Genomic DNA, 18,381 nt, shown 5'->3' on the forward strand with positions numbered 1-18,381 from the left:
CCTTAGTCGGTGGATGAGGCGGGCTCTGCGGGCTCCGCGGCGAACCGGGCGTACACCTCGGGGCGGCTGCGGCGCAGTCGGAGGGCGATCAGCAGGCCGAGGAGGAAGACGCCCGGGACGACGGCGACCAGGACGGTGTTCACGGTGGGCGAGGCACCGGTGAACAGGTCGATCTTCGACACGACCAGGGCGATCGCGGCGGTGAGGAGGACGGCGGCGGTCACGGGTGCGACGACCGTGCGCACAGCGCCCTCGCTGTGACGGACGCGGCGGAAGTAGAACGGGATCGCGAGGGCGGCCAGCAGCTGGAGCGCCAGCAGCCCGATACTGCCGGGGGTGTTCACCCAGAGCAGGAGCTGCGTGTACGGGTCGGCCCCGGCGAGCGCGAAGGCGAGCACGACGACCAGCCCGAGGACGGTCTGGGCGGCTCCGGCCAGGTACGGGGAGCCGTGCCGGGGGTGCACCTTGGCGAGGGCGGCGGGCAGGACGCCCTCCTCGGCGAGGGCCAGGCTGTAGCGGTTGATGGCGTTGTGGAAGGCCAGCAGCGAGGCGAGGATGCTGGTCACGATGAAAATGTGCATCAGGTCGGCCGCCCAGGCGCCCACATAGGTGGTGATGGCGGCGAAGAACAGGCCGCCGGGGTCGTCGGCCGCCGCCTTGACGACCTGCGCGTCGCCGAACGCCTGGATCACGGCCCAGACGATGAACGCGTAGAACACGCCGAGGAAGCAGACGGCGATGTAGGTGGCGCGGGGGACGGTACGGCCGGGGTCGCGGGCCTCGCGGCGGTAGATCACCGTGGACTCGAAGCCGGTGAAGGCCGCGAACGCGAACGCGAGGACGGCGGCGGTGCCGGGCACGAGGAAGGTGTCCGGGGCGAGGGAGGCCAGGGACAGCCCGTCGGCGCCGCCCTTGAGCAGGACGCCGCCGGCGAGGAGGACGAGTATGCCGGTCTCGGCGACGAGGAGGACGCCGAGCACCTTGGCGCCGAAGTCGATGGAGCGGTAGCCGCCGTACCAGATGAGGACCGGACCGACGAGCGCGATGGGCAGCCACGGGATGTCGACGCCCCACAGGGCGTGGGCGGTGTCGGCGGTGGCGCTGCCGAGGAGCCCGTACACGCCGATCTCCATGCCGTTGTAGCCGACCACGGCGAGGAGGGCGGCGCCGATGCCGATGGGCTTGCCCAGGCCCTGGGTGATGTAGGCGTAGAAGGCGCCGCCGCTGCGGACGTGGCGGCTCATGGTGGTGAACCCGACGGCGAAGATGGTGAGGGTGATGCCGGCGATCAGGTAGCCGACCGGGGCGCCGATGCCGCCCAGCACGATGGCGATGGGCGCGACGCCCGCCATGACGGTGAGCGGGGCGGCGGCGGAGACGACGAAGAAGGCGATGTCGGCGGTGCCGAGGGTGCCGGTGCGGAGCCGGGCCGGCGCGGGCTGCCGCTCGGCTCTCTCCGGGGACGCCTTGGAGGTCACGGACATGGGTGTGGGTGAGCCCTTCTGCATGCGGGGAGGGCGGGGCTACGAGCGGGCGGAACGGAAGCCGCGCGAAAACCTAAAGGCTTTCGGTTTCGGCAATGTAGCCTCCGTCAGGGGATCCGGGAAGAGCCGACGAGAGGAGCTTGCGCCATGGGACGGCCGCGCACACCACTGCTCGACCGCGCACGCATCACCACGGCGGCGCTGGAACTGGTCGACGGGCAAGGCGAGTTCAGCGTTCCGCAGATCGCCCGGAGGCTCGGTACGCAGACGGGTTCGGTGTACCACCATGTGGACGGCAGGGACGGCATCGTCGAGTTGATGCGGGAGCGGATCTGCGAGGCCATCGACTCCGCCACCCTGGACGTGGAGCCGTGGGACGCGGCGCTGGCCGCCTGGGCCCGTTCGTACCGTGCCGCGTTCGCCGCCCACCCCCGCGTGATCCCGCTGCTGACCACCTCACCGGTGCGGGCGCCGAAGGTGCTGGAGCAGTACGAGCGGGCCGTGGGCGTGCTGCTGGACGCCGGGTTCCGCGTGGCGGACGTGATGCCGGTGATCACCGGCCTGGAGAACCTGGTCTTGGGCTCCGCGCTGGACCTGGCAGCGCCGGAGACGATGTGGGAGCTGACCGAGGAGACCAGCACCCCGCAACTCGCCCGCGCCCTGGAGGCCGTGGGCGCGGGGCGGGCGGAGGCGGCCTTCGAGGTGGCCCTGGAGGGGCTGATCGGCCACTGCCGGACGCTGCTCGACCGCCGGGGTCACGCCCGCTGACGCGCCCCGCGGCGCGCCGTCCCCGTCCCCTTGGGCGCGTCGGGCCGCCGCCCCACCCGTACCCCCAGCCCCGCCGCCGCGAGCAGCAGGGCGCCCAGCATCACGAACGGGGCGGCCGTCCCGGCGAGTCCGGCGATCAGCCCGGCGGACGCGGGTGCCGCGACCTGGCCGAGCCGGTTGCCCGTCAGGCGCAGGGCGAGGGCCGTGGAGCGGGCCTCGTCGGGGGCGGCCTGGACCACGGTCGTCATCGACAGCGGCTGGCCCACCCCGAGGCAGAAGCCGAGCCCGGCCAGCATCACGGCGAGCGCCCACACCGGCACCGGCAGCGCGATGCCCGCGCACAGCAGCCCGGCGAGCAGACACGTCACGGTCAGCAGCACCGTACGGCCCAGCAGCCGGATCATCGGGGTCATGGCCAGCCGGCAGGCGATGGTGGCGGCGGCGCGCAGGCTCAGCAGCAGCCCGATGGTGGCGGGAGCGATGGAACGGTGCTCGCCGATCACCGGCAGGTAGGCGGTGAGGATGTCCGTCGCGGAGAGCACGGCGAGGCTGATGAAGATGCCGGCGGGCACTCCACGCGTACGGAGGATGCGGTGTACGGGCACCTTGTCGCCCTCCACGCGCGCGTGCGCCGGGTCCGGGTCACGGGGGTCGCGGTGCTCGATGCGCCAGAGGGACGTGAAGGACATGGTGGCGACGGCGGCCGCGACGACCAGGGCGAGGGCGCTCGTCCGGCCCATGTCGTCGCCGATGAGCAGCCCCGCCGCGACCGGTCCGACGAGTTGCCCGAGCGAGGCGCCGATGGTGAAGTGGCCGAAGTTGCGGTCCTGTTCGGCGGGCGCGGACTGCCGGGCCACGAGGGACTGCGCGCCGATCACGAAGCAGAGGTGACCGAGCCCCATGACGCCGCTCCACGCCGCCATCCAGGCCAGGGAGCCGGCCGTTCCGCTCAGCGCGCACCCGCCCGCGATCAGCACCACGCCGACGGGCAGCAGCGGCGCGCACCGCCCCCGGTCGGTCCTGCGCCCCAGCGGTACGGCGGCGAACAGCGGCAGCAGGGCGTACACGCCCGCGATGACACCGACCGCGCGCTCGTCCGCGCCCAGCGACAGGGCGCGGTACGACACGGCGGGCCGCGCCATCGACACCGCCCCCTGCGCGAAGCCGAAGGCGATGACGAGGCGCAGCAGCCAGTACCGGCGGCGTTCCATCAGATGATGCCGAAGAGTATTCCGGCGCCGAGCACCACCAGCGAGGTGAGCGCGGCCCACTTCACCGTGAACCGGGTGTGGTCGCCGAACTCCACCTTGGCCATGCCGACCAGGACGTACACGGCGGGCACGAGCGGGCTCGACATGTGCAGGGCCTGGCCGACCAGCGAGGCGCGGGCGATCTCCAGCGGCCCGACGCCGTGCGCGGCACCGGCCTCGGCGAGGACGGGCAGGACGCCGAAGTAGAAGCCGTCGTTGGACATGAAGTACGTCAGCGGCAGGCTCAACAGGCCGGTGACGAGCGCCATGTGCGGGCCCATGGCGTCGGGGATGGCGCCGACGAGCCAGTCCGCCATGTGCTTGACCATGCCGGTGCCGGTGAGGACGCCGGTGAAGACGGCGGCGGCGAAGACCATGCCGGCGACGTTGAGGACGTTGTCGGCGTGGGCGGCGATACGGGCCTTCTGGTCGGGCATGTGGGGGAAGTTGACCGTGAGGGCGAGGGCCGCGCCGATCAGGAAGAGCACCGGGATGGGCAGCACCTCCATGATCATGGCGGTGAGCAGGGCCACCGTGAGGGCGGCGTTGAACCAGTACAGCTTGGGGCGGAGGGTGGGACGGTTCGGGTCGAGCCCCTGGAAGCCCTCGTCGGCGTTGTCCGGTCCGTCCCCGACACCGCCGCCCGCCGCCTTGGGGCGGTCCTCTCCCCCACCGGCCGTGACCAGCACGGTCTCCGGCTCGGGCTCAAGGACCTCGTCCAGCGTCAGGTAGCCGAGGCGCTTGCGCTCACGCCGCCCCAGCACGTACGCGAGGGCGAAGACGAACAGCAGGCCGACACCCAGGGCCGGGATCATCGGTACGAAGATGTCGCCGGCGTCCAGCTTGAGCGCGGTGGCCGCGCGGGCGGTGGGGCCGCCCCAGGGCAGGGTGTTCATGACGCCGTTGGCGGTGGCGGCGACACCGGTCATCACCACCAGGCTCATCTTCAGGCGCTTGTAGAGCGGGTACATCGCCGAGACGGTGATCATGAAGGTGGTCGAGCCGTCGCCGTCCAGCGAGACGATCGCGGCGAGCACCGCCGTACCGACCACGACGCGCATCGGGTCGGCCTTGCAGAAGCGCAGGATGCCCCGGACGATCGGGTCGAAGAGCCCGACGTCGATCATCACGCCGAAGTAGACGATGGCGAACATCAGCATCGCGGCGGTGGGCGCGAGGTTGCCGACGCCTTCGATGACGTAGTCGCCGAGCTGCGCGCCTTGTCCGACGAGGACGCAGAAGAGGGCGGGGATGAGGACCAGCGCCGCGATCGGCGACATCTTCTTCATCATGATCAGGACCAGGAAGGTCGCGATCATGGCGAAGCCGAGGATTGTCAGCATGGAGGACACCTAACGTTCACCCTTGAACTCCACCGGGGGGCGGCGGTCCGGATGACGTTAGGTGCCTCATTCAGCCGTTAACAAGGTGTTGACGCGTGAGCAATACGAGCAAAACCCCAGGTCAGTGAAGTGCTGATACGTCGACGGGGAAGCCGTTGAGCACGGCGGTGCCGGACAGCGGGTCGAGCCGCGTCCCGTCGAGGAGCTGGTTGACGTTGACGCCGGGGCGCGCCGCGGCGACCGCCATGCGCGTCCCCGGCCGGTCGTGTCCCCACCCGTGCGGGAGGCTCACGACGCCCCTCCGTACGGTGTCGGTGACCTCCACCGGGACCGTGAGCTCCCCGCCCTCGGCCTTGATACGGGCCGGCGCGCCGTCGGCGAGGCCGAGGCGGGCGGCGTCGTCGGGGTGGACCTGGAGGGTGCAGGTGTTGGTGCCGCTGTTGAGGGTGGGGACGTTGTGCAGCCAGCTGTTGTTGGAGCGCAGGTGGCGGCGGCCGACGAGGACGAGTTCGGCCGACGGCTCACGGAGTGCGGTACGCAGCCGGGGCAGGTCGGTGGCGATGGGGCCCGGCAGCAGCTCGACGCGCCCGCTGCGGGTCTTGAGCAGCTGCGGGACGCGGGGCTTGAGGGGGCCGAGGTCGATGCCGTGGGGGTGTTCCTCGAGCCGGTCCAGGGTGAGTCCGTACGGGCCGAGGCGCAGCATCAGGTCCAGGCGCCGCTCGGCTCCCGTACGGCCGGCGAGGCCGGCCGCGTACTCCTTGGGATCCTGGCCGTACGCGGGTGAGTGCGGCTCGGTGACGGCCTTGGCGAGGGTGCGCTCGATGACCATGTCGTCGACGGCACCGGGGTCGGCGCCATGCATGCCGCTCACGGCGAGGATCAAACGGGCATGGATCTCGCACTCGTCCATGCGGTCCGCCTCCAGGGGGACGGGCGCGGGGGTGTAACGGGCCTGGTTGCGGACGGCGAAGCCGTTGAACGCGAAGTCGAAGTGGGCGCTCTGGGAGGGCGGCGGCGGGGGCAGGATCACATCGGCGTGGCGCGAGGTCTCGTTAAGGTACGGGTCGACGCTCACCATGAAGTCGAGTTCGCCCAGGGCGCGGTCGAGGCGGTCGCCGTCGGGGGCGGAGAGGACCGGGTTGGCGGCGATGGCGATGAGCGCGCGGATCCGCCCCTCGCCGGGCGTGAGGATCTCCTCCGCCAGGGCGGCCATCGGCAGTTCGCCCTTCGCCTCCGGATGCCCGGACACCCGGCTCGCCCAGCGGCCCAGGGCGAAGCCCTTGCCGGGGCCGGCCGCCGGGCGCGGTGCGGGGGCGGTGGCGGAGAGCGGGAACATCACGCCGCCGGGCCGGTCGAGGTTGCCGGTGAGGACGTTGAGGACGTCGACGAGCCAGTTGGTGAGGGTGCCGTACGCGACGGTGCTGCCGCCGACCCGCCCGTACACGGCCGCCGCCGGCGCTGCCGCCAGCTCGCGGGCGAGCGCCCGGATGGTGGCGGCGTCCACGTCGCACGCTCCGGCCACCGCCTCGGGCGTGAACTCCCGTACGGCTTCCCGGACTTCCTCCACCCCTTCGGCATGCTCGGCGAGCGCCCCGAGGTCGCTGAGGCCCTCCTCGTACAGCACGTGGACGAGAGCGGCGAGCAGGAGCGCGTCCGTGCCGGGGCGGATGGCGACGTGCCGGTCGGCGAGGCGCGCGGTGCGGGTGCGGCGCGGGTCGACGACGGTGAGGGTGCCGCCGCGTTTGCGCAGCGCCTTCAGCTTGCCGGGGAAGTCGGGGGCGGTGCACAGGCTGCCGTTGGAGTCCAGCGGGTTGGCCCCGATGATCAGCAGGTGGGCGGTGCGGTCCAGGTCCGGGACGGGGATGGCGAACGCGTCACCGAACATCAGCCCGCTGGAGACGTGCTTGGGCATCTGGTCGAGCGTGGACGCGGTGAACAGGCTGCGGGTGCGCAGCGCGCCGAGCAACACCGGCGGGTAGAGGGCGCCCGCCATGGTGTGGACGTTGGGGTTGCCGAGGACGACCCCGACGGCGTCGGCGCCGTGCCGCTCGACGACCGGCGGCAGCCGGCGCGCCACCAGGTCGAACGCCTCCTCCCAGGTGACCTCCACCAGGGCGCCGTCCTTGCGTACGAGAGGCGTCCGCAGCCGGTCGGGGTCGGCGTCGAGTTCGCCGAACGACGCACCCTTGGGGCAGATGAACCCCTGACTGAAGACGTCGTCCCGGTCACCGCGCACGCCGGTGACCCGCGTGCCGTCGAGGGTGAGGGTGAGCCCGCAGGTGGCTTCGCAGAGCGGGCAGATGCGGAGGGCGGTGGGCATGGAGGCCTCCCGGGGCGGCGGCGTTGACGGTGACGCGCAGATGCCGCCGAGCATACCGACCAGTAGGCATGGTGGCGATGGTCGGGAAGCGGCATCGCACGGTGATCTCAGCGACCTCCGGGAGTGCGGCGTCGGCGGATGTGGGCGTCAGCGGTGTGTGGGGCCGTGATGATGCTGTCACCCGGTACGGCGCGGGCCGCGAGGGTGACGCCGCTGTTGATGCGGGTGCGGCGGCCGATGGCGACGCCCGGGCCGAGGCTGATGTTGTTGCCGGTCTGGACGTTGTCGCCGATCGGCGCGCCGAATTGGCGCGTACCGCATCGGTACAGCCCTCGCTGTGTGCGCAGGAAGATCTCGCGGTCCGGACTGGTCATGTCGTCGGACATGTTGATCGCCGCAACGGTCACAGAGGCGGAGAGATGGGCTTCGGCGCCGACGATCGTGCGGTTGACGCCGATCCGGTGGCCCAGGACCGCACCCTCGCCGACGTAGCAGGCGGTGACCTCACAGTTGAAACCGATCCTGGCCCCGGCCGCCAGGAAGGAGCCCTTACGGACGGTCGTGAACTCGTGAATGTGGACGTCGGGCCCGATGATGACGTCCTCGCCGATGATGGCTGTGGGGTGGATGAACGCGGAGGGGTGGATCCGTTCCTGCCCGATGCGGCCGAGTGCCTCCCGGTGGATCCGTGGCCAGGCGGTGAGGAACCGGGCAAGATCGTACTCTGCCAGGTCGCCATAGGGGGTGTTCGCAGCACGGCCCATGGTCGCGCTGCGGACGTAGTCGCCGATGACGATGGTGGACATGAAGACCTGCCTCACAGGGACGAGCGGCAAACAGGGAAGTCGATAGCATTCGCCCCTCTGTAGGCCGCCAAGGACGGGAAATTGGGACGTGACTCGACCGCGCGTAGGTGTCGCCGTGCTGACCATGGGCACCAGGCCTGACGAGCTGCGGGCGCTACTGGCGTCCGTGGCGGCACAGGACGAACAACCGGCGCGGGTCGTGGTGGTGGGCAACGGCACGGAACTACCGCCGCAATCGGACGGTGTGCATGTGGTGGAGCTTCCCGAAAACCTCGGTGTGTCGGGCGGTCGCAATGTCGCCATCGACGTGCTGCGGGAGTTCGGGGACGTCGACATCGTTGTGGACTTGGACGACGACGGGCTGCTCGTCGATACGGGCGCCCTCCGCCGGATCGCCGACCTGCACGAGGCGGACGCCCGGCTTGGCATCATCAGCTTCCGTATTGCTGATGACACGGGCTTCACCGCTCGTCGGCATATCCCGCGTCTACGCGCTGACGACCCGATGCGTGGTGGGTATGTGACCACGTTCCTCGGAGGCGGCCACAGCCTTTCCATGCGGATGCTGACCGAGACGGGCGGGTGGCCGGACGAGTTCTTCTTCACTCACGAGGAGACTGACCTAGCCTGGCGGGCCCTGGATCATGGCTGGCGGATCCTGTACGCGCCGGAGCTGCTCTTGCAGCACCCGCGGACGAGCCCCGCGCGGCACGCGGTCTACTACCGGATGACCGCCCGCAACCGGGTGTGGCTCGCCCGTCGGCACCTGCCGGCCCTCCTCATGCCGCTCTACCTGACCGTGTGGGCCACGCTCGCCCTCGTGCGAACCCGGTCGGCCACCGGCCTGCGTGCCTGGGCCGCGGGCTTTGTCGAGGGGGTACGCACTCCGTGCGGGCGGAGGCGGCCCATGCGGTGGCGCACGGTGTGGCACATGACTCGCCTCGGTCGCCCGCCGATCGTCTAGGTACCGGCCCGGCTCTGTTCGCGCAGCCAGTCCGGGATGGCCGCAGGCGTCCGTCTGAGCCAGGCCACATAGCGGGCCACACCTTCTGCGATCGTGATGCCCGGCTTCCAGCCGAGCACCTCCTCCATGTGACGGGTGGAGGCATAACCCCCGAGCGGGTCACCGGGAGGCATCGGGGTGTCCAGGAACTTCGTCTTGTCGTGGTGCCGGGCAACCAGCGTTGCCACCTGGCGGATGCTCGTCGGCGTGCCTGTGCCGATGTTCACCGTCGCGCTGTCCGTGGGTGGGGCGACGAGGGCGCGGATGGTGCCTTCGGCGATGTCGTTCACGTGGACCAGGTCGCGGACCTGCCGGCCGCCGCCGTTGAGGTGGAGAGGCAGACCGACCTCCGCACGCGCGGAGAACCACGCGACCACCCATGAGTGCGAGTGGGGCTTCACCACCTGAGGCTCCCCGTAGACGGAGAAGTACCGCACGATGGTGTACGGCGTGCCGATCGCGCCGAGGACGAGTTCCGTCTGACGCTCGCCGAAGGCCTTCGTGTTGCCGTACACCGACATCGGACGCAGCTCGCGACGCTCGTGGAACTGCGGCGGTGTGCGGCCGTCGAACACTGTCTGGAGCAGCTCACGGGTAGTCCTGTGCTCGTCGTCAGGACTGGCCCAGTCCTCCGGGCCGCCGTTGCCGTACACGCTGGCCGAGGAGACGAACACAAGGCGCTGGACACCCTCGGCAGCCGCTACGGCGTCCAGCACGGTCTGCGTCCCGGTGATGTTGTTGTGAATCGCCGCCATCGGCAGCCGCGTACAGGCGGCGACGTCGGCGAGTGCCGCAGCGTGGATCACATAGTCGCTCCGTTGTACCAGCTGTCGGACGAGGCCGGCGTTCTGCACGTCGCCGGCCACCACGTCGGGATCATGCGGATCGAGTCCGAAGACGTTCTGATAGATGTGTTCCGGGTAGGCGTCGAGCTTGCACAGGGCGACGGGACGAGCCCCGAGGACCCGGAGGCGCGCGACGATGCGGTGGCCGATCAGTCCAGCACCGCCGGTGACGAGTACGGTGCGGCCTCCCAGACCGGCGAGGAGGGCATGACGATCTTGCACAGGGACTCCTTGCATGGAGGGCGTCTACTGCGACGGGTGGAGCTCGTGCCGGGGACTTGCGCCCGCGCGGGTCGCTGCCGGTGTGAAACAGCCTCAACGCAGCGCGGGGTCGAGGGTCTCGTAGTGGTCGCACAGGGAGTTCACCGACAGGGCGACCTTCTTGGCGTGACGGAAGGTGGCATCCCATCCGGGCCCGGGCGGGGTGTACAGCCGTCTCCACGCCTCTTCGATGCCGATCCGAGCCACCCTGGCCGGCACGTCACCGACCGGCATCGAACGAATGAGCGCCCGCACCTCCGGCACCAGCAACCGCACGTGGCCGTGCAGGGTGTCGATCAGGACGTCCAGTTCCCCAAGCGGCAAGAGCGCCGACTCAAGGGTGAGTACGTACCGGGCGGTGTCGCGCATCGTGGCGAGATCGAGCGGTTTCGGGTCCATCGCTGCTCCTGTCCCCAGGTGCGGTGCCGACCAGTCCTGGCGGAGGTCGTCGGCACCGCTGCCATCAGGGCATCACGCTAGGTCGGCAACCCGTCACAGCCCAGCGGCGCGATGTGACACTTTGTCAGCAGATTCTACGCGTACTCGCACGTCATGTCCTACCCCTCACACTGAGGGGCCGACGCCCAACCGCGCTGCGAGACTGCGCAGTTCGACGTTGCGCCGTCGCCCCGACTCCAGCATGTCTCGCACGGTGGCGGCCGCGAGCACCTGATACCGGACCCACTCGGGCTGCTCCCCTTCCACCTCGAGCATCGTTTCCAGAGCGTCGGCGTGGTTGCCGGTCTGGTACTGGGCTTGCGCCACGTCAAGCCGGTGGGCAGCCCGATGCACGGGGCGGCTGATGGCACGCACGTCCACCTTGTGAGCCGCCCGGAGCGCCAGATCGGGTTGTGGGTCGTCGCCTGCCAGCGCGATGTTCACGCGCTGCGTCCGGACGTCGGGCACGCTGAAGGCGGTTCCGTACCGCCGGACCGGCCCCGACTGCACGGCAGCGGCTTCCGCTGCCTTCAGCATGGCCGCCGCTTCGGTGTGCTGCCCTCGCCGCGCGGCAGGCGTAGCCGCAGCCAGGAGCAGGTTGCCGTACACCGTGAACTGATCTTTCGTGCCCTTACGGAAGCTGGGTTCCAGCGCATCAGCCTTTCGCTCGGCGACCCGTTGTGCTTCCTCCCACCGGCCTTGCCGGAGCAGCACCCAGGACAGGGTGGATACGCCCATCCCCTCCAGCAGCGGGTCGGAGGCTCGCTGCGCGGCCAGCAGTTGCTTCTCGACAGCGACGAACGCCCAGCTGGTATGGCCTGCCTGGGTGGCGAGGGAGGCGGCCAGTTGATAGGCGAGCGCCATCTGCCTCCACACCTTCTCAACGTCCGCCCCGCGGGCATCACGCGCCACCGCGCGACCTTCTCTAAGGAGGAGAGGCAGATGACCGGACAGCGCGCTGTACTCACCCTGCCAGTACAGCTCTGTGGCTGCTCGTGCGGACTCCATCCACTCCGCCGGAGGCGGTGGGTCGTCGTCGATGCCGTCCATGAGTACACCGGGCAGGGCACCGATGTCCTGGATCGCATCTCGCAGGGCGATCAGGCCACCGTCGTCGGGTTGGTGCTGAGTCACGGTGGGCTGTCCCAGCAGGCGTTCCAGCTCAACATCAAGAGCGAACGCGAGTGCACGAAGAGTTGACAGGTGAGCGGATTGACGACGGTTCTGTTCCAGCTTTTGAACGATGGAGACGCTTACGCCTGCCCTGTCAGCGAGTTCCTCCTGGGTGAGGCCCCGGAATTCGCGCAGACCCCTGAGCCGGTCGCCGATGGTGGTCGTGCTCATGCAAAAACCCCCAGAGAGTCGTGATTCCACGCTTGCTTCCAAGGTCTGCCGACCGGAACGCACAAAGGTGCCCCTGCCCGACTTCGCAAGGGGCCCTTACCCAAGGACCGGCGCCAGATAGGCGTGGAGCAGGGCGCGGGTCTCGTGGATCAGCTCGGGGTCGCCCGGCGGGCCGGTGCGGAAGGCGAGCCGGAGCAGGGCGTCGGCGGCTTCGACGGCCACCAGCACCTTGCGGCGCAGCAGGTCGTCGGCGGGGCGGTCCAGGTGGGCGGCGAGCAGGGCGCAGACGCGGTCGGCGACGAGGTGGTTGGCGAGGTGGTCGGGGTCGTCGGCCGGTTCGTCCACGGATGCCGGGACACCGAAGTCGACGAGGGCGAAGCCGGGGACGGTGCGCTTCATGGCGAGGTATTCGTCGAGGACGACGTCGACCACCCCGGCCGGTGCGCGGTCGGCCAGGCGGGCCGCCACGCGCTCGGCGTAACGGTCGAGGTTGCGGTGGGCGAGGGCGGCGGCCATGGCGCGCTTGTTGGAGAAGAAGCGGTAGACCGATCCGATCGGTACGCCGGCGCGCACGGCGACGTCCCGGGTGCTCAGCTCTTCGTAGCCCGCCTCTTCGAGGAGCTGCGCGCAGGCGTCGAGGATCCGGGCCAGGCGCTCGGCGCTGCGCTGCTGCACGGGCGTACGGCGGAGCGGAGGTCGCTGGGGCACGGGGTCCATGATGCCGCGCCGCGCCGCCGGAACCCGCTCCCGTCGGCAATCGTCCAAGACCCACCCCCGTTGACGCGGGCCGCGCGGAATCCTACGGTCTTGCATAGGATTCCGTTGGGGCAGGTCGAGCGACAGGAGCGGGCGACGATGACGAATGACGGCACCGAACAGGCGAAGAAGATCGCCGAGACGCTGGAGTACTCCTCCGGCTTCGGCAACGAGCACAGCTCCGAGGCCCTGCCCGGCGCCCTGCCGCTCGGCCGGAACTCGCCGCAGCGCGCGCCCCTGGGCCTGTACGCCGAGCAGCTGAGCGGCTCCGCGTTCACCGAGCCGCGCGCCCACAACCGCCGCTCGTGGCTCTACCGGATCCGCCCGTCGGCCGCGCACCCGCCCTTCGTACGCACCGGCAACGGCGCCCTCCGCACCGCGCCCTTCACCGAGACCGTCCCCGACCCCAACCGGCTGCGCTGGAACCCGCTCCCGGACCCGGCGCCCGGCACGGACTGGCTGGCCGGCCTGTGGACCCTCGGCGGCAACGGCGACGCCACCCAGCGCACCGGCATGGCCGTGCACCTCTACCACGCCAACGCCTCCATGGACCGGGTCTTCAGCGACGCCGACGGCGAGCTGCTGATCGTCCCCGAGCGCGGCGGCCTGCTGCTCCGCACCGAGCTGGGCATCCTCGCCGCCCGCCCCGGCGACGTGGCCCTGATCCCGCGCGGAATCCGCTTCCGCGTCGAGCTCCTGGACGAGACCGCGCGTGGGTACGTGTGCGAGAACTACGGGCAGCCCTTCCAGCTCCCCGACCTCGGCCCGATCGGCGCCAACGGCCTGGCCAACCCCCGGGACTTCCGGGCTCCGGTCGCCGCGTACGAGGACGTCGAGGGCGAGGTGGAGGTGGTGAACAAGTTCTGCGGCAACCTGTGGACCGCGACGTACGACCACTCGCCGCTGGACGTCGTCGCCTGGCACGGCAACCACGTCCCGTACGTCTACGACTTGCACACCTTCAACGTCATCGGGACGATCTCGTACGACCATCCCGACCCGTCGATCTTCACCGTCCTCACCTCGCCGTCCGACACCCCCGGCCTGGCGGGCGTCGACTTCGTCGTGTTCGCACCGCGCTGGCTGGTCGGCGAGGACACCTTCCGCCCGCCGTACTTCCACCGCAATGTGATGAGCGAGTACGTGGGCCTGATCGAGGGCGCGTACGACGCGAAGGCCGAAGGCTTCGTCCCCGGCGGCGGGTCGCTGCACAACATGATGTCGGCGCACGGCCCGGACCGGGAGACGTTCGACAGGGCGAGCGCCGCCGAGCTGAAGCCGCAGAAGATCGACGACGGTCTGGCCTTCATGTTCGAGACGCGCTGGCCCGTCACGGCCACCGCCCAGGCGGCGAACGCCGACCACCTGCAGCGCGGGTACGACGACGTATGGCAGGGTCTGGAGCGCCACTTTCGGCCGTAGTACGGAGTAAAAGTGACCGCCTTCGCCCCCGACTCGCTGGTCCTGAACCGCAAGCTCCCGCTGTGGTACCAGGTCTCGCAGTCCCTGCGCGCCTCCATACTCGGCCGCGCGCCGGACGCCTCCCTGCGGCTGCCCACCGAGGAGCAGCTGGCCGCGCACTACGGCGTCAGCGTGCTGACCATGCGGCAGGCGCTCAAGGAGCTGGAGGCGGAGGGGCTGATCAGCCGGCACAGGCGGCGCGGCACGTTCATCGAGCCGGGCGCCCGGCGCAGCGCGCCGCGCCGGCTGCTCGGCTCGATCGACGCGATCGTGGCGCAGCAGTCGGGCGAGCGGACGACGATTCTCGGCCATGGGACGGCCAAACTCCCGGGCGAGCTCGCCGAGCACTTCCCGGGCGTGACGGAGGTCGTCACGTACAAGCGGCTGCGCTGCGACGGCGAGAGCGGTGAGCCGACCAACTGGGCGGAGAACGCGGTCCTTCCGGAGGTCGCGGCCGGGATCGACCTGGCCGACCTGGAGCGGTGGCCGATGACCAAGGTGCTGCGGGACGCGGTCGGGGTGCGGATCAGCCGGATCACCGACACCGTGGAGGCCCGGCTCGCGGACCCCGAGACGGCCGAGCTGCTCCAGGTGCCGCTGCTCTCGCCGATCCTGCACTACACGGGCGTCACCTACGACGAGGCCGGCCGGGTGGTGGATGTGGCCAGGATCCGCTACCGGGGCGACCGGTTCTCCTTCACGGTCACGGTGGAGGCGGACTGAGCGCGGTCACTAGCATGCGGCGGGTGACGGATGATGTGCCCCTGCTCGACGACCTCATGCCCTGGTCCGCGGCTCCGCTGCGGCTGGGGCGCTCCTGGGTCGTCGCCCCGGACGTGCCGACACTGCGGGCCCGCTGGGACGCGCTGCTACGGGCCGGGGGCGACGAGCGGGAGGCCCTGTTCCGGCCCAGCCGGGCGCGTACGCTCACGAGCTCGGTCGCCGCGCTGCCGGGGCAGCGGACCTCGACCGCCCGGCTGGCGCGGGAGGCGGGGCCGTGCCCGGAGCCGGTACGGCTGGCGCACGGACCGTTCGACGAGCAGTGGCTGCTCCCCGACCACCGGCTGCTGGACGCCGCGCGGCCCGAGCTGTGGCGGGTGGCGGACGGTGAACGGCAGGTGTTCGCGGTCGAGCAGGGGTACGTGCCGCAGGGGCAGGGCCCGGCCTTGTTGGTGACGGCCGCGCTGCCGGACGGCCGCTCCCCGGCGGGCCGCCCTGGCCGTATCCGGCCGCTGTACCGGCGGCCCGGCGGGCGGGAGCCCAACGTCGCGCCCGGGCTCCTGGAGCTGCTGAGCGCCCGGTACGGCTCCGGGGTCGCCCCCGAGGACCTGCTGGCGTGGGCGGTGGCCGCCGCCCGCCCCTCCCCCGCCGGGTGCGCCGTCCCACTGCCCGCCGACCCGGGCGTCTGGGCGGCCGGCGTGACGCTCGGCCACCGCATGACGGACGTCCAGCTGCGCGGCGCCCGGGGCGGCGAGCGCCCCCGGCTCCCCGGCGGGCGCCGCCCCTACGTCCGCGCCGCGCTCCCGGCACGGCCCCAGGGGCTCGCGTACGACGCGGAGGACGAGGCCCTGCTGGTCGGCGACGGTGGCCGGATCTCGCCCGTCCCGGCGGAGGCCTGGGACTACCGGGTGGGCGGGGTGCGGGTGCTGGAGCTCTGGTTCGACCACCGCACCGCCCCCGCCGAGCCGGGCACCCTGGAGGCGATCCGCCCCGCCGCGTGGCCCCAGGAGTGGACGTCCGAGCTGCTGGAGCTGATCACGGTGCTGGCGCTCCAGGCCCAACTGGAGGCGAGCAGGGCGGATGTGTCCGGTGCGGCGCTCATCACCGGCGACGACCTCCGCGCGACCGGCGTACTCCCGGCGCCGGAGGCGTCGCGCCGCCCGGCCTCCGTACTTGACCGGGAGGAAGAGGGCCCCGAGGGGCAGCTCGCCCTGCTCTGACTGACCGAAGGAGTCCAGCACCCGCCGCAGCGCGCGGTCGAAGAGCGCGAACGGCATCATGACCGGGATGTTCACCGCCGCCCAGGACGCCCACCGGGGCGTGATGGACCCCTTCCGTACGCTGCCGATGAGCCGGGCGGCCGTGCCGCTGGGCCAGGCGGCGGCCGACCTGGTGACCACGGCGGCGGGGCTGGTGCCGCTGATGCTGGTGGGGCTGGCGGTTCGAGGGCGGTGCGCTGGAGGCGGCGGGGGCCTTCGGGCTGTTGCTGCTGTTCCGGTTCGCGACCACCTGGGTGGGGATTTTGCTGGGGCTCGCGTCGCGCAGCGAGGAGGCGGCGGGGCAGCTCGGCAGCGCCACGTTCATGCTGCCGCTGCTGTCGAACGCGTACATCCCGACGGACGGCATGCCGGGCTGGCTGCGGACGGTCGCCGAATGGAACCCGATCTCGGCGGTGGCGACGGCGGTACGGGACCTCTTCGGCAACGCGGCGGCCGCCGCGGAGGGTGCCGCGTGGCCGGTCGCCCACCCGGTGGCGGGGGCGGTGGGCTGGTCGCTGGGTGCTGCCGGCGGTGTGCGTGCCGGCGGCGGTGCGGAGGTATGCAGCGCCGGAGGGGTGACAAAGGTGGTACGTACACGATAGGCACGGCTGCATGAGCACACTGCCGCTTCCCCTTGAGGGGATCACCGTCGTCGCCGTCGAGCAGGCCGTCTCCGCGCCGTTCGCCACCCGCCAGCTCGCCGACCTGGGCGCCCGCGTCATCAAGATCGAGCGGCCGGACGGCGGTGACTTCGCGCGCGGCTACGACACGGCGGCGGGCGGCCTGGCCTCGCACTTCGTCTGGTGCAACCGGGGCAAGGAGTCGGTGGCGGTGGATCTGAAGGATCCGCGGGGTCTTGAGGTGGTGCGGCGGCTGGTCGCCGGAGCCGACGTGTTCGTGCAGAACCTGGCGCAGGGGGCGGCGGCCCGGCTCGGCCTGGACGCGGCCACGCTCTGCGCGGCGGACGATCGGCTGATCGCGGTGGACATCTCCGGGTACGGGGCAGGCGGCCCGTACGCGCACAAGCGGGCGTACGACATGCTCGTGCAGTGCGAGGCGGGGCTCGTGTCGGTGACCGGGACACCGGACCAGCCGGTGAAGGCGGGGATCCCGGCGGCCGATATCGCGGCGGCGATGTACGCCTTCTCGGGGGTGCTCGCGGCGCTGCTGCGGCGGGCGACGACCGGGCGGGGCGGGCCGGTGGAGATCTCCATGCTGGAGTCACTGGCCGAGTGGATGGGGCACCCGCTGCACCACGGGATGCACGGGGGTGAGGCCCCGGCGCGTACGGGCGTCGCGCACGCCGTCATCGCGCCGTACGACGCCTATGCGACCGCCGATGGGGGCCAGGTGCTGCTGTCGGTGCAGAACGACCGGGAGTGGCGGCGGCTGGCCGAGCAGGTGCTGGGCCGGCCGGAGCTGGGCGACGACCCGGCGTTCGCCACGAACACGGCACGGGTGGCGCACCGGGAGAAGACGGACGCGGTGGTTGGGGAGGCGCTGGCCGTGCTGGGCACGGCGGAGGCGGTCGGGCGCCTGGAGGCGGCGGGCATCGCGTGCGCCCGGCTGAACACGGTGGCGGACGTGGCGGCGCATCCGCAGCTCGCGGCGCGGGAGCGGTGGCGGGAGGTGGACACGGCGGTGGGGCCGCTGCGGGCGATGCTTCCGCCGATCACCCTGCCGGGCGGGGCGGAGCCGCGGATGGGGGCGGTGCCGGTGCTGGGCGAGCACACGGACGCCGTGCTGCGGGAGTTGGGCGTTCCGGAGGACGCGCGGGTGGTGCTGCGGCGGGAGGGTGTGGTGGGCTGACGACCGCGGTGCGGGTCGTCTGCTGCCGGCGGGTGGGGGGCGTAGCCCCTCCGGGCTCGTCTCTCCCCCAGAGGGGGTACCCCCACGAGGCCGGCGGCCTTGGGTACGTAGGAAGGGGAGCCCTCCGACGCCTCCCTCAAGCTCTGCGGGGGCGACCCTGCACGGCCCCGCCCCGGCCGGATGCCGACTGCGGACCGTGGCCGGGACGACGTACGCGGTGGGCTTCCGACGGGTGCGGGTGCCGTCAGGCGTGGTTGCCGAAGAGCGAGCGGCGCAGGCGGCGCAGCGGTGCGAAGAGCCTGACGCGTGCGCTCTTGCTCGTACGGGTGTGTGCGACATCACGCGTCGTCAACTCCCGCATGAGCAGCGTCGCTTCGGCCGTCTCACGCTGCGGGACGGCCGGACCGCCCAGTACCGAGAGATGTCGGTCGAGGCGCGTGCTGGTCGCTTTGCTCCCGCACGTGATGGCAGGCACCCGAGGCCTGCTGCGCACCGTTATCTGTTCCATGTCACT

16 protein-coding genes and 1 pseudogene are annotated in these 18,381 nt (G+C 71.6%); 7 read left to right on the plus strand and 10 right to left on the minus strand.

Annotated elements, in window-relative coordinates; translation table 11 throughout:
• Positions 1 to 2 precede the first annotated feature (2 nt).
• Positions 3 to 1,484 (minus strand): APC family permease, encoded by a 1,482-nt coding sequence (locus BKD26_RS10765; protein ID WP_084897611.1) that lies wholly within the window; start codon positions 1,482 to 1,484, stop codon positions 3 to 5.
• A 147-nt stretch (positions 1,485 to 1,631) separates the two neighbouring features.
• Between BKD26_RS10765 and BKD26_RS10770 the strand changes: the two genes are divergently transcribed.
• The gene (locus BKD26_RS10770; protein WP_084897612.1) at positions 1,632 to 2,252 is read left to right on the plus strand and encodes a TetR/AcrR family transcriptional regulator C-terminal domain-containing protein; all 621 of its coding nucleotides are present in this window, start codon (positions 1,632 to 1,634) and stop codon (positions 2,250 to 2,252) included.
• Here BKD26_RS10770 and BKD26_RS10775 read toward each other — a convergent pair.
• The 4 genes from BKD26_RS10775 to BKD26_RS10790 form a co-directional block, all read right to left on the minus strand.
• Positions 2,240 to 3,463: an MFS transporter gene (locus BKD26_RS10775; protein WP_084897613.1), complete on the minus strand. Its 1,224-nt coding sequence runs from the start codon at positions 3,461 to 3,463 to the stop codon at positions 2,240 to 2,242. The genes BKD26_RS10770 and BKD26_RS10775 overlap by 13 nt on opposite strands.
• Positions 3,463 to 4,845, minus strand: a complete 1,383-nt coding sequence (locus BKD26_RS10780; protein WP_084897614.1) for a CitMHS family transporter — start codon at positions 4,843 to 4,845, stop codon at positions 3,463 to 3,465. The genes BKD26_RS10775 and BKD26_RS10780 overlap by 1 nt, the downstream gene beginning before the upstream one ends.
• Before the next feature lie 121 nt (positions 4,846 to 4,966).
• The gene (locus BKD26_RS10785; RefSeq protein WP_084897615.1) at positions 4,967 to 7,165 is read right to left on the minus strand and encodes a molybdopterin oxidoreductase family protein; all 2,199 of its coding nucleotides are present in this window, start codon (positions 7,163 to 7,165) and stop codon (positions 4,967 to 4,969) included.
• 107 nt (positions 7,166 to 7,272) lie between these two features.
• Positions 7,273 to 7,971, minus strand: coding sequence for a transferase (locus BKD26_RS10790; RefSeq protein WP_084897721.1), 699 nt, complete (start codon positions 7,969 to 7,971; stop codon positions 7,273 to 7,275).
• Between the two features lie 88 nt (positions 7,972 to 8,059).
• Here BKD26_RS10790 and BKD26_RS10795 point away from each other — a divergent pair, with 88 nt between their 5' ends.
• Positions 8,060 to 8,935, plus strand: coding sequence for a glycosyltransferase (locus BKD26_RS10795; RefSeq protein WP_107417816.1), 876 nt, complete (start codon positions 8,060 to 8,062; stop codon positions 8,933 to 8,935).
• Here BKD26_RS10795 and BKD26_RS10800 read toward each other — a convergent pair.
• The 4 genes from BKD26_RS10800 to BKD26_RS10815 all read right to left on the minus strand — a co-directional run bounded on the left by BKD26_RS10800 (position 8,932) and on the right by BKD26_RS10815 (position 12,579).
• Positions 8,932 to 10,041, minus strand: a complete 1,110-nt coding sequence (locus BKD26_RS10800; protein ID WP_241518597.1) for an NAD-dependent epimerase/dehydratase family protein — start codon at positions 10,039 to 10,041, stop codon at positions 8,932 to 8,934. The genes BKD26_RS10795 and BKD26_RS10800 overlap by 4 nt on opposite strands.
• 93 nt (positions 10,042 to 10,134) lie before the next feature.
• The gene (locus BKD26_RS10805; RefSeq protein WP_084897617.1) at positions 10,135 to 10,479 is read right to left on the minus strand and encodes a DUF6415 family natural product biosynthesis protein; all 345 of its coding nucleotides are present in this window, start codon (positions 10,477 to 10,479) and stop codon (positions 10,135 to 10,137) included.
• A gap of 165 nt (positions 10,480 to 10,644) precedes the next feature.
• Positions 10,645 to 11,862: a helix-turn-helix transcriptional regulator gene (locus BKD26_RS10810; protein WP_084897618.1), complete on the minus strand. Its 1,218-nt coding sequence runs from the start codon at positions 11,860 to 11,862 to the stop codon at positions 10,645 to 10,647.
• Positions 11,863 to 11,958: 96 nt separating this feature from the next.
• Positions 11,959 to 12,579 (minus strand): TetR/AcrR family transcriptional regulator, encoded by a 621-nt coding sequence (locus tag BKD26_RS10815; protein ID WP_084897619.1) that lies wholly within the window; start codon positions 12,577 to 12,579, stop codon positions 11,959 to 11,961.
• A 138-nt stretch (positions 12,580 to 12,717) separates the two neighbouring features.
• On the opposite strand from BKD26_RS10815, the gene hmgA reads away from it, so the two are divergent.
• The 5 genes and pseudogenes from hmgA to BKD26_RS10840 all read left to right on the plus strand — a co-directional run bounded on the left by hmgA (position 12,718) and on the right by BKD26_RS10840 (position 17,867).
• Positions 12,718 to 14,040, plus strand: a complete 1,323-nt coding sequence (gene hmgA / locus BKD26_RS10820) for a homogentisate 1,2-dioxygenase (protein ID WP_084897620.1) — start codon at positions 12,718 to 12,720, stop codon at positions 14,038 to 14,040.
• Between the two features lie 12 nt (positions 14,041 to 14,052).
• Positions 14,053 to 14,802: a GntR family transcriptional regulator gene (locus BKD26_RS10825; protein ID WP_073758470.1), complete on the plus strand. Its 750-nt coding sequence runs from the start codon at positions 14,053 to 14,055 to the stop codon at positions 14,800 to 14,802.
• A 14-nt stretch (positions 14,803 to 14,816) separates the two neighbouring features.
• Entirely contained in the window at positions 14,817 to 16,019 is a 1,203-nt protein-coding gene (locus BKD26_RS10830; protein ID WP_084897621.1) for a type ISP restriction/modification enzyme, read from the plus strand.
• Positions 16,020 to 16,056: 37 nt separating this feature from the next.
• Positions 16,057 to 16,637 (plus strand): annotated as a pseudogene (locus tag BKD26_RS10835) (ABC transporter permease); the annotation flags it as partial.
• Positions 16,638 to 16,670: 33 nt separating this feature from the next.
• Positions 16,671 to 17,867, plus strand: coding sequence for a CaiB/BaiF CoA-transferase family protein (locus BKD26_RS10840; RefSeq protein ID WP_084897622.1), 1,197 nt, complete (start codon positions 16,671 to 16,673; stop codon positions 17,865 to 17,867).
• A 244-nt stretch (positions 17,868 to 18,111) separates the two neighbouring features.
• Here BKD26_RS10840 and BKD26_RS10845 read toward each other — a convergent pair whose 3' ends face one another.
• Positions 18,112 to 18,375: a hypothetical protein gene (locus tag BKD26_RS10845; protein WP_073758482.1), complete on the minus strand. Its 264-nt coding sequence runs from the start codon at positions 18,373 to 18,375 to the stop codon at positions 18,112 to 18,114.
• Positions 18,376 to 18,381: the final 6 nt, after the last annotated feature.

It is taken from the genome of Streptomyces sp. CB03238 (assembly GCF_002099185.1).
Lineage (GTDB): Bacteria > Actinomycetota > Actinomycetes > Streptomycetales > Streptomycetaceae > Streptomyces.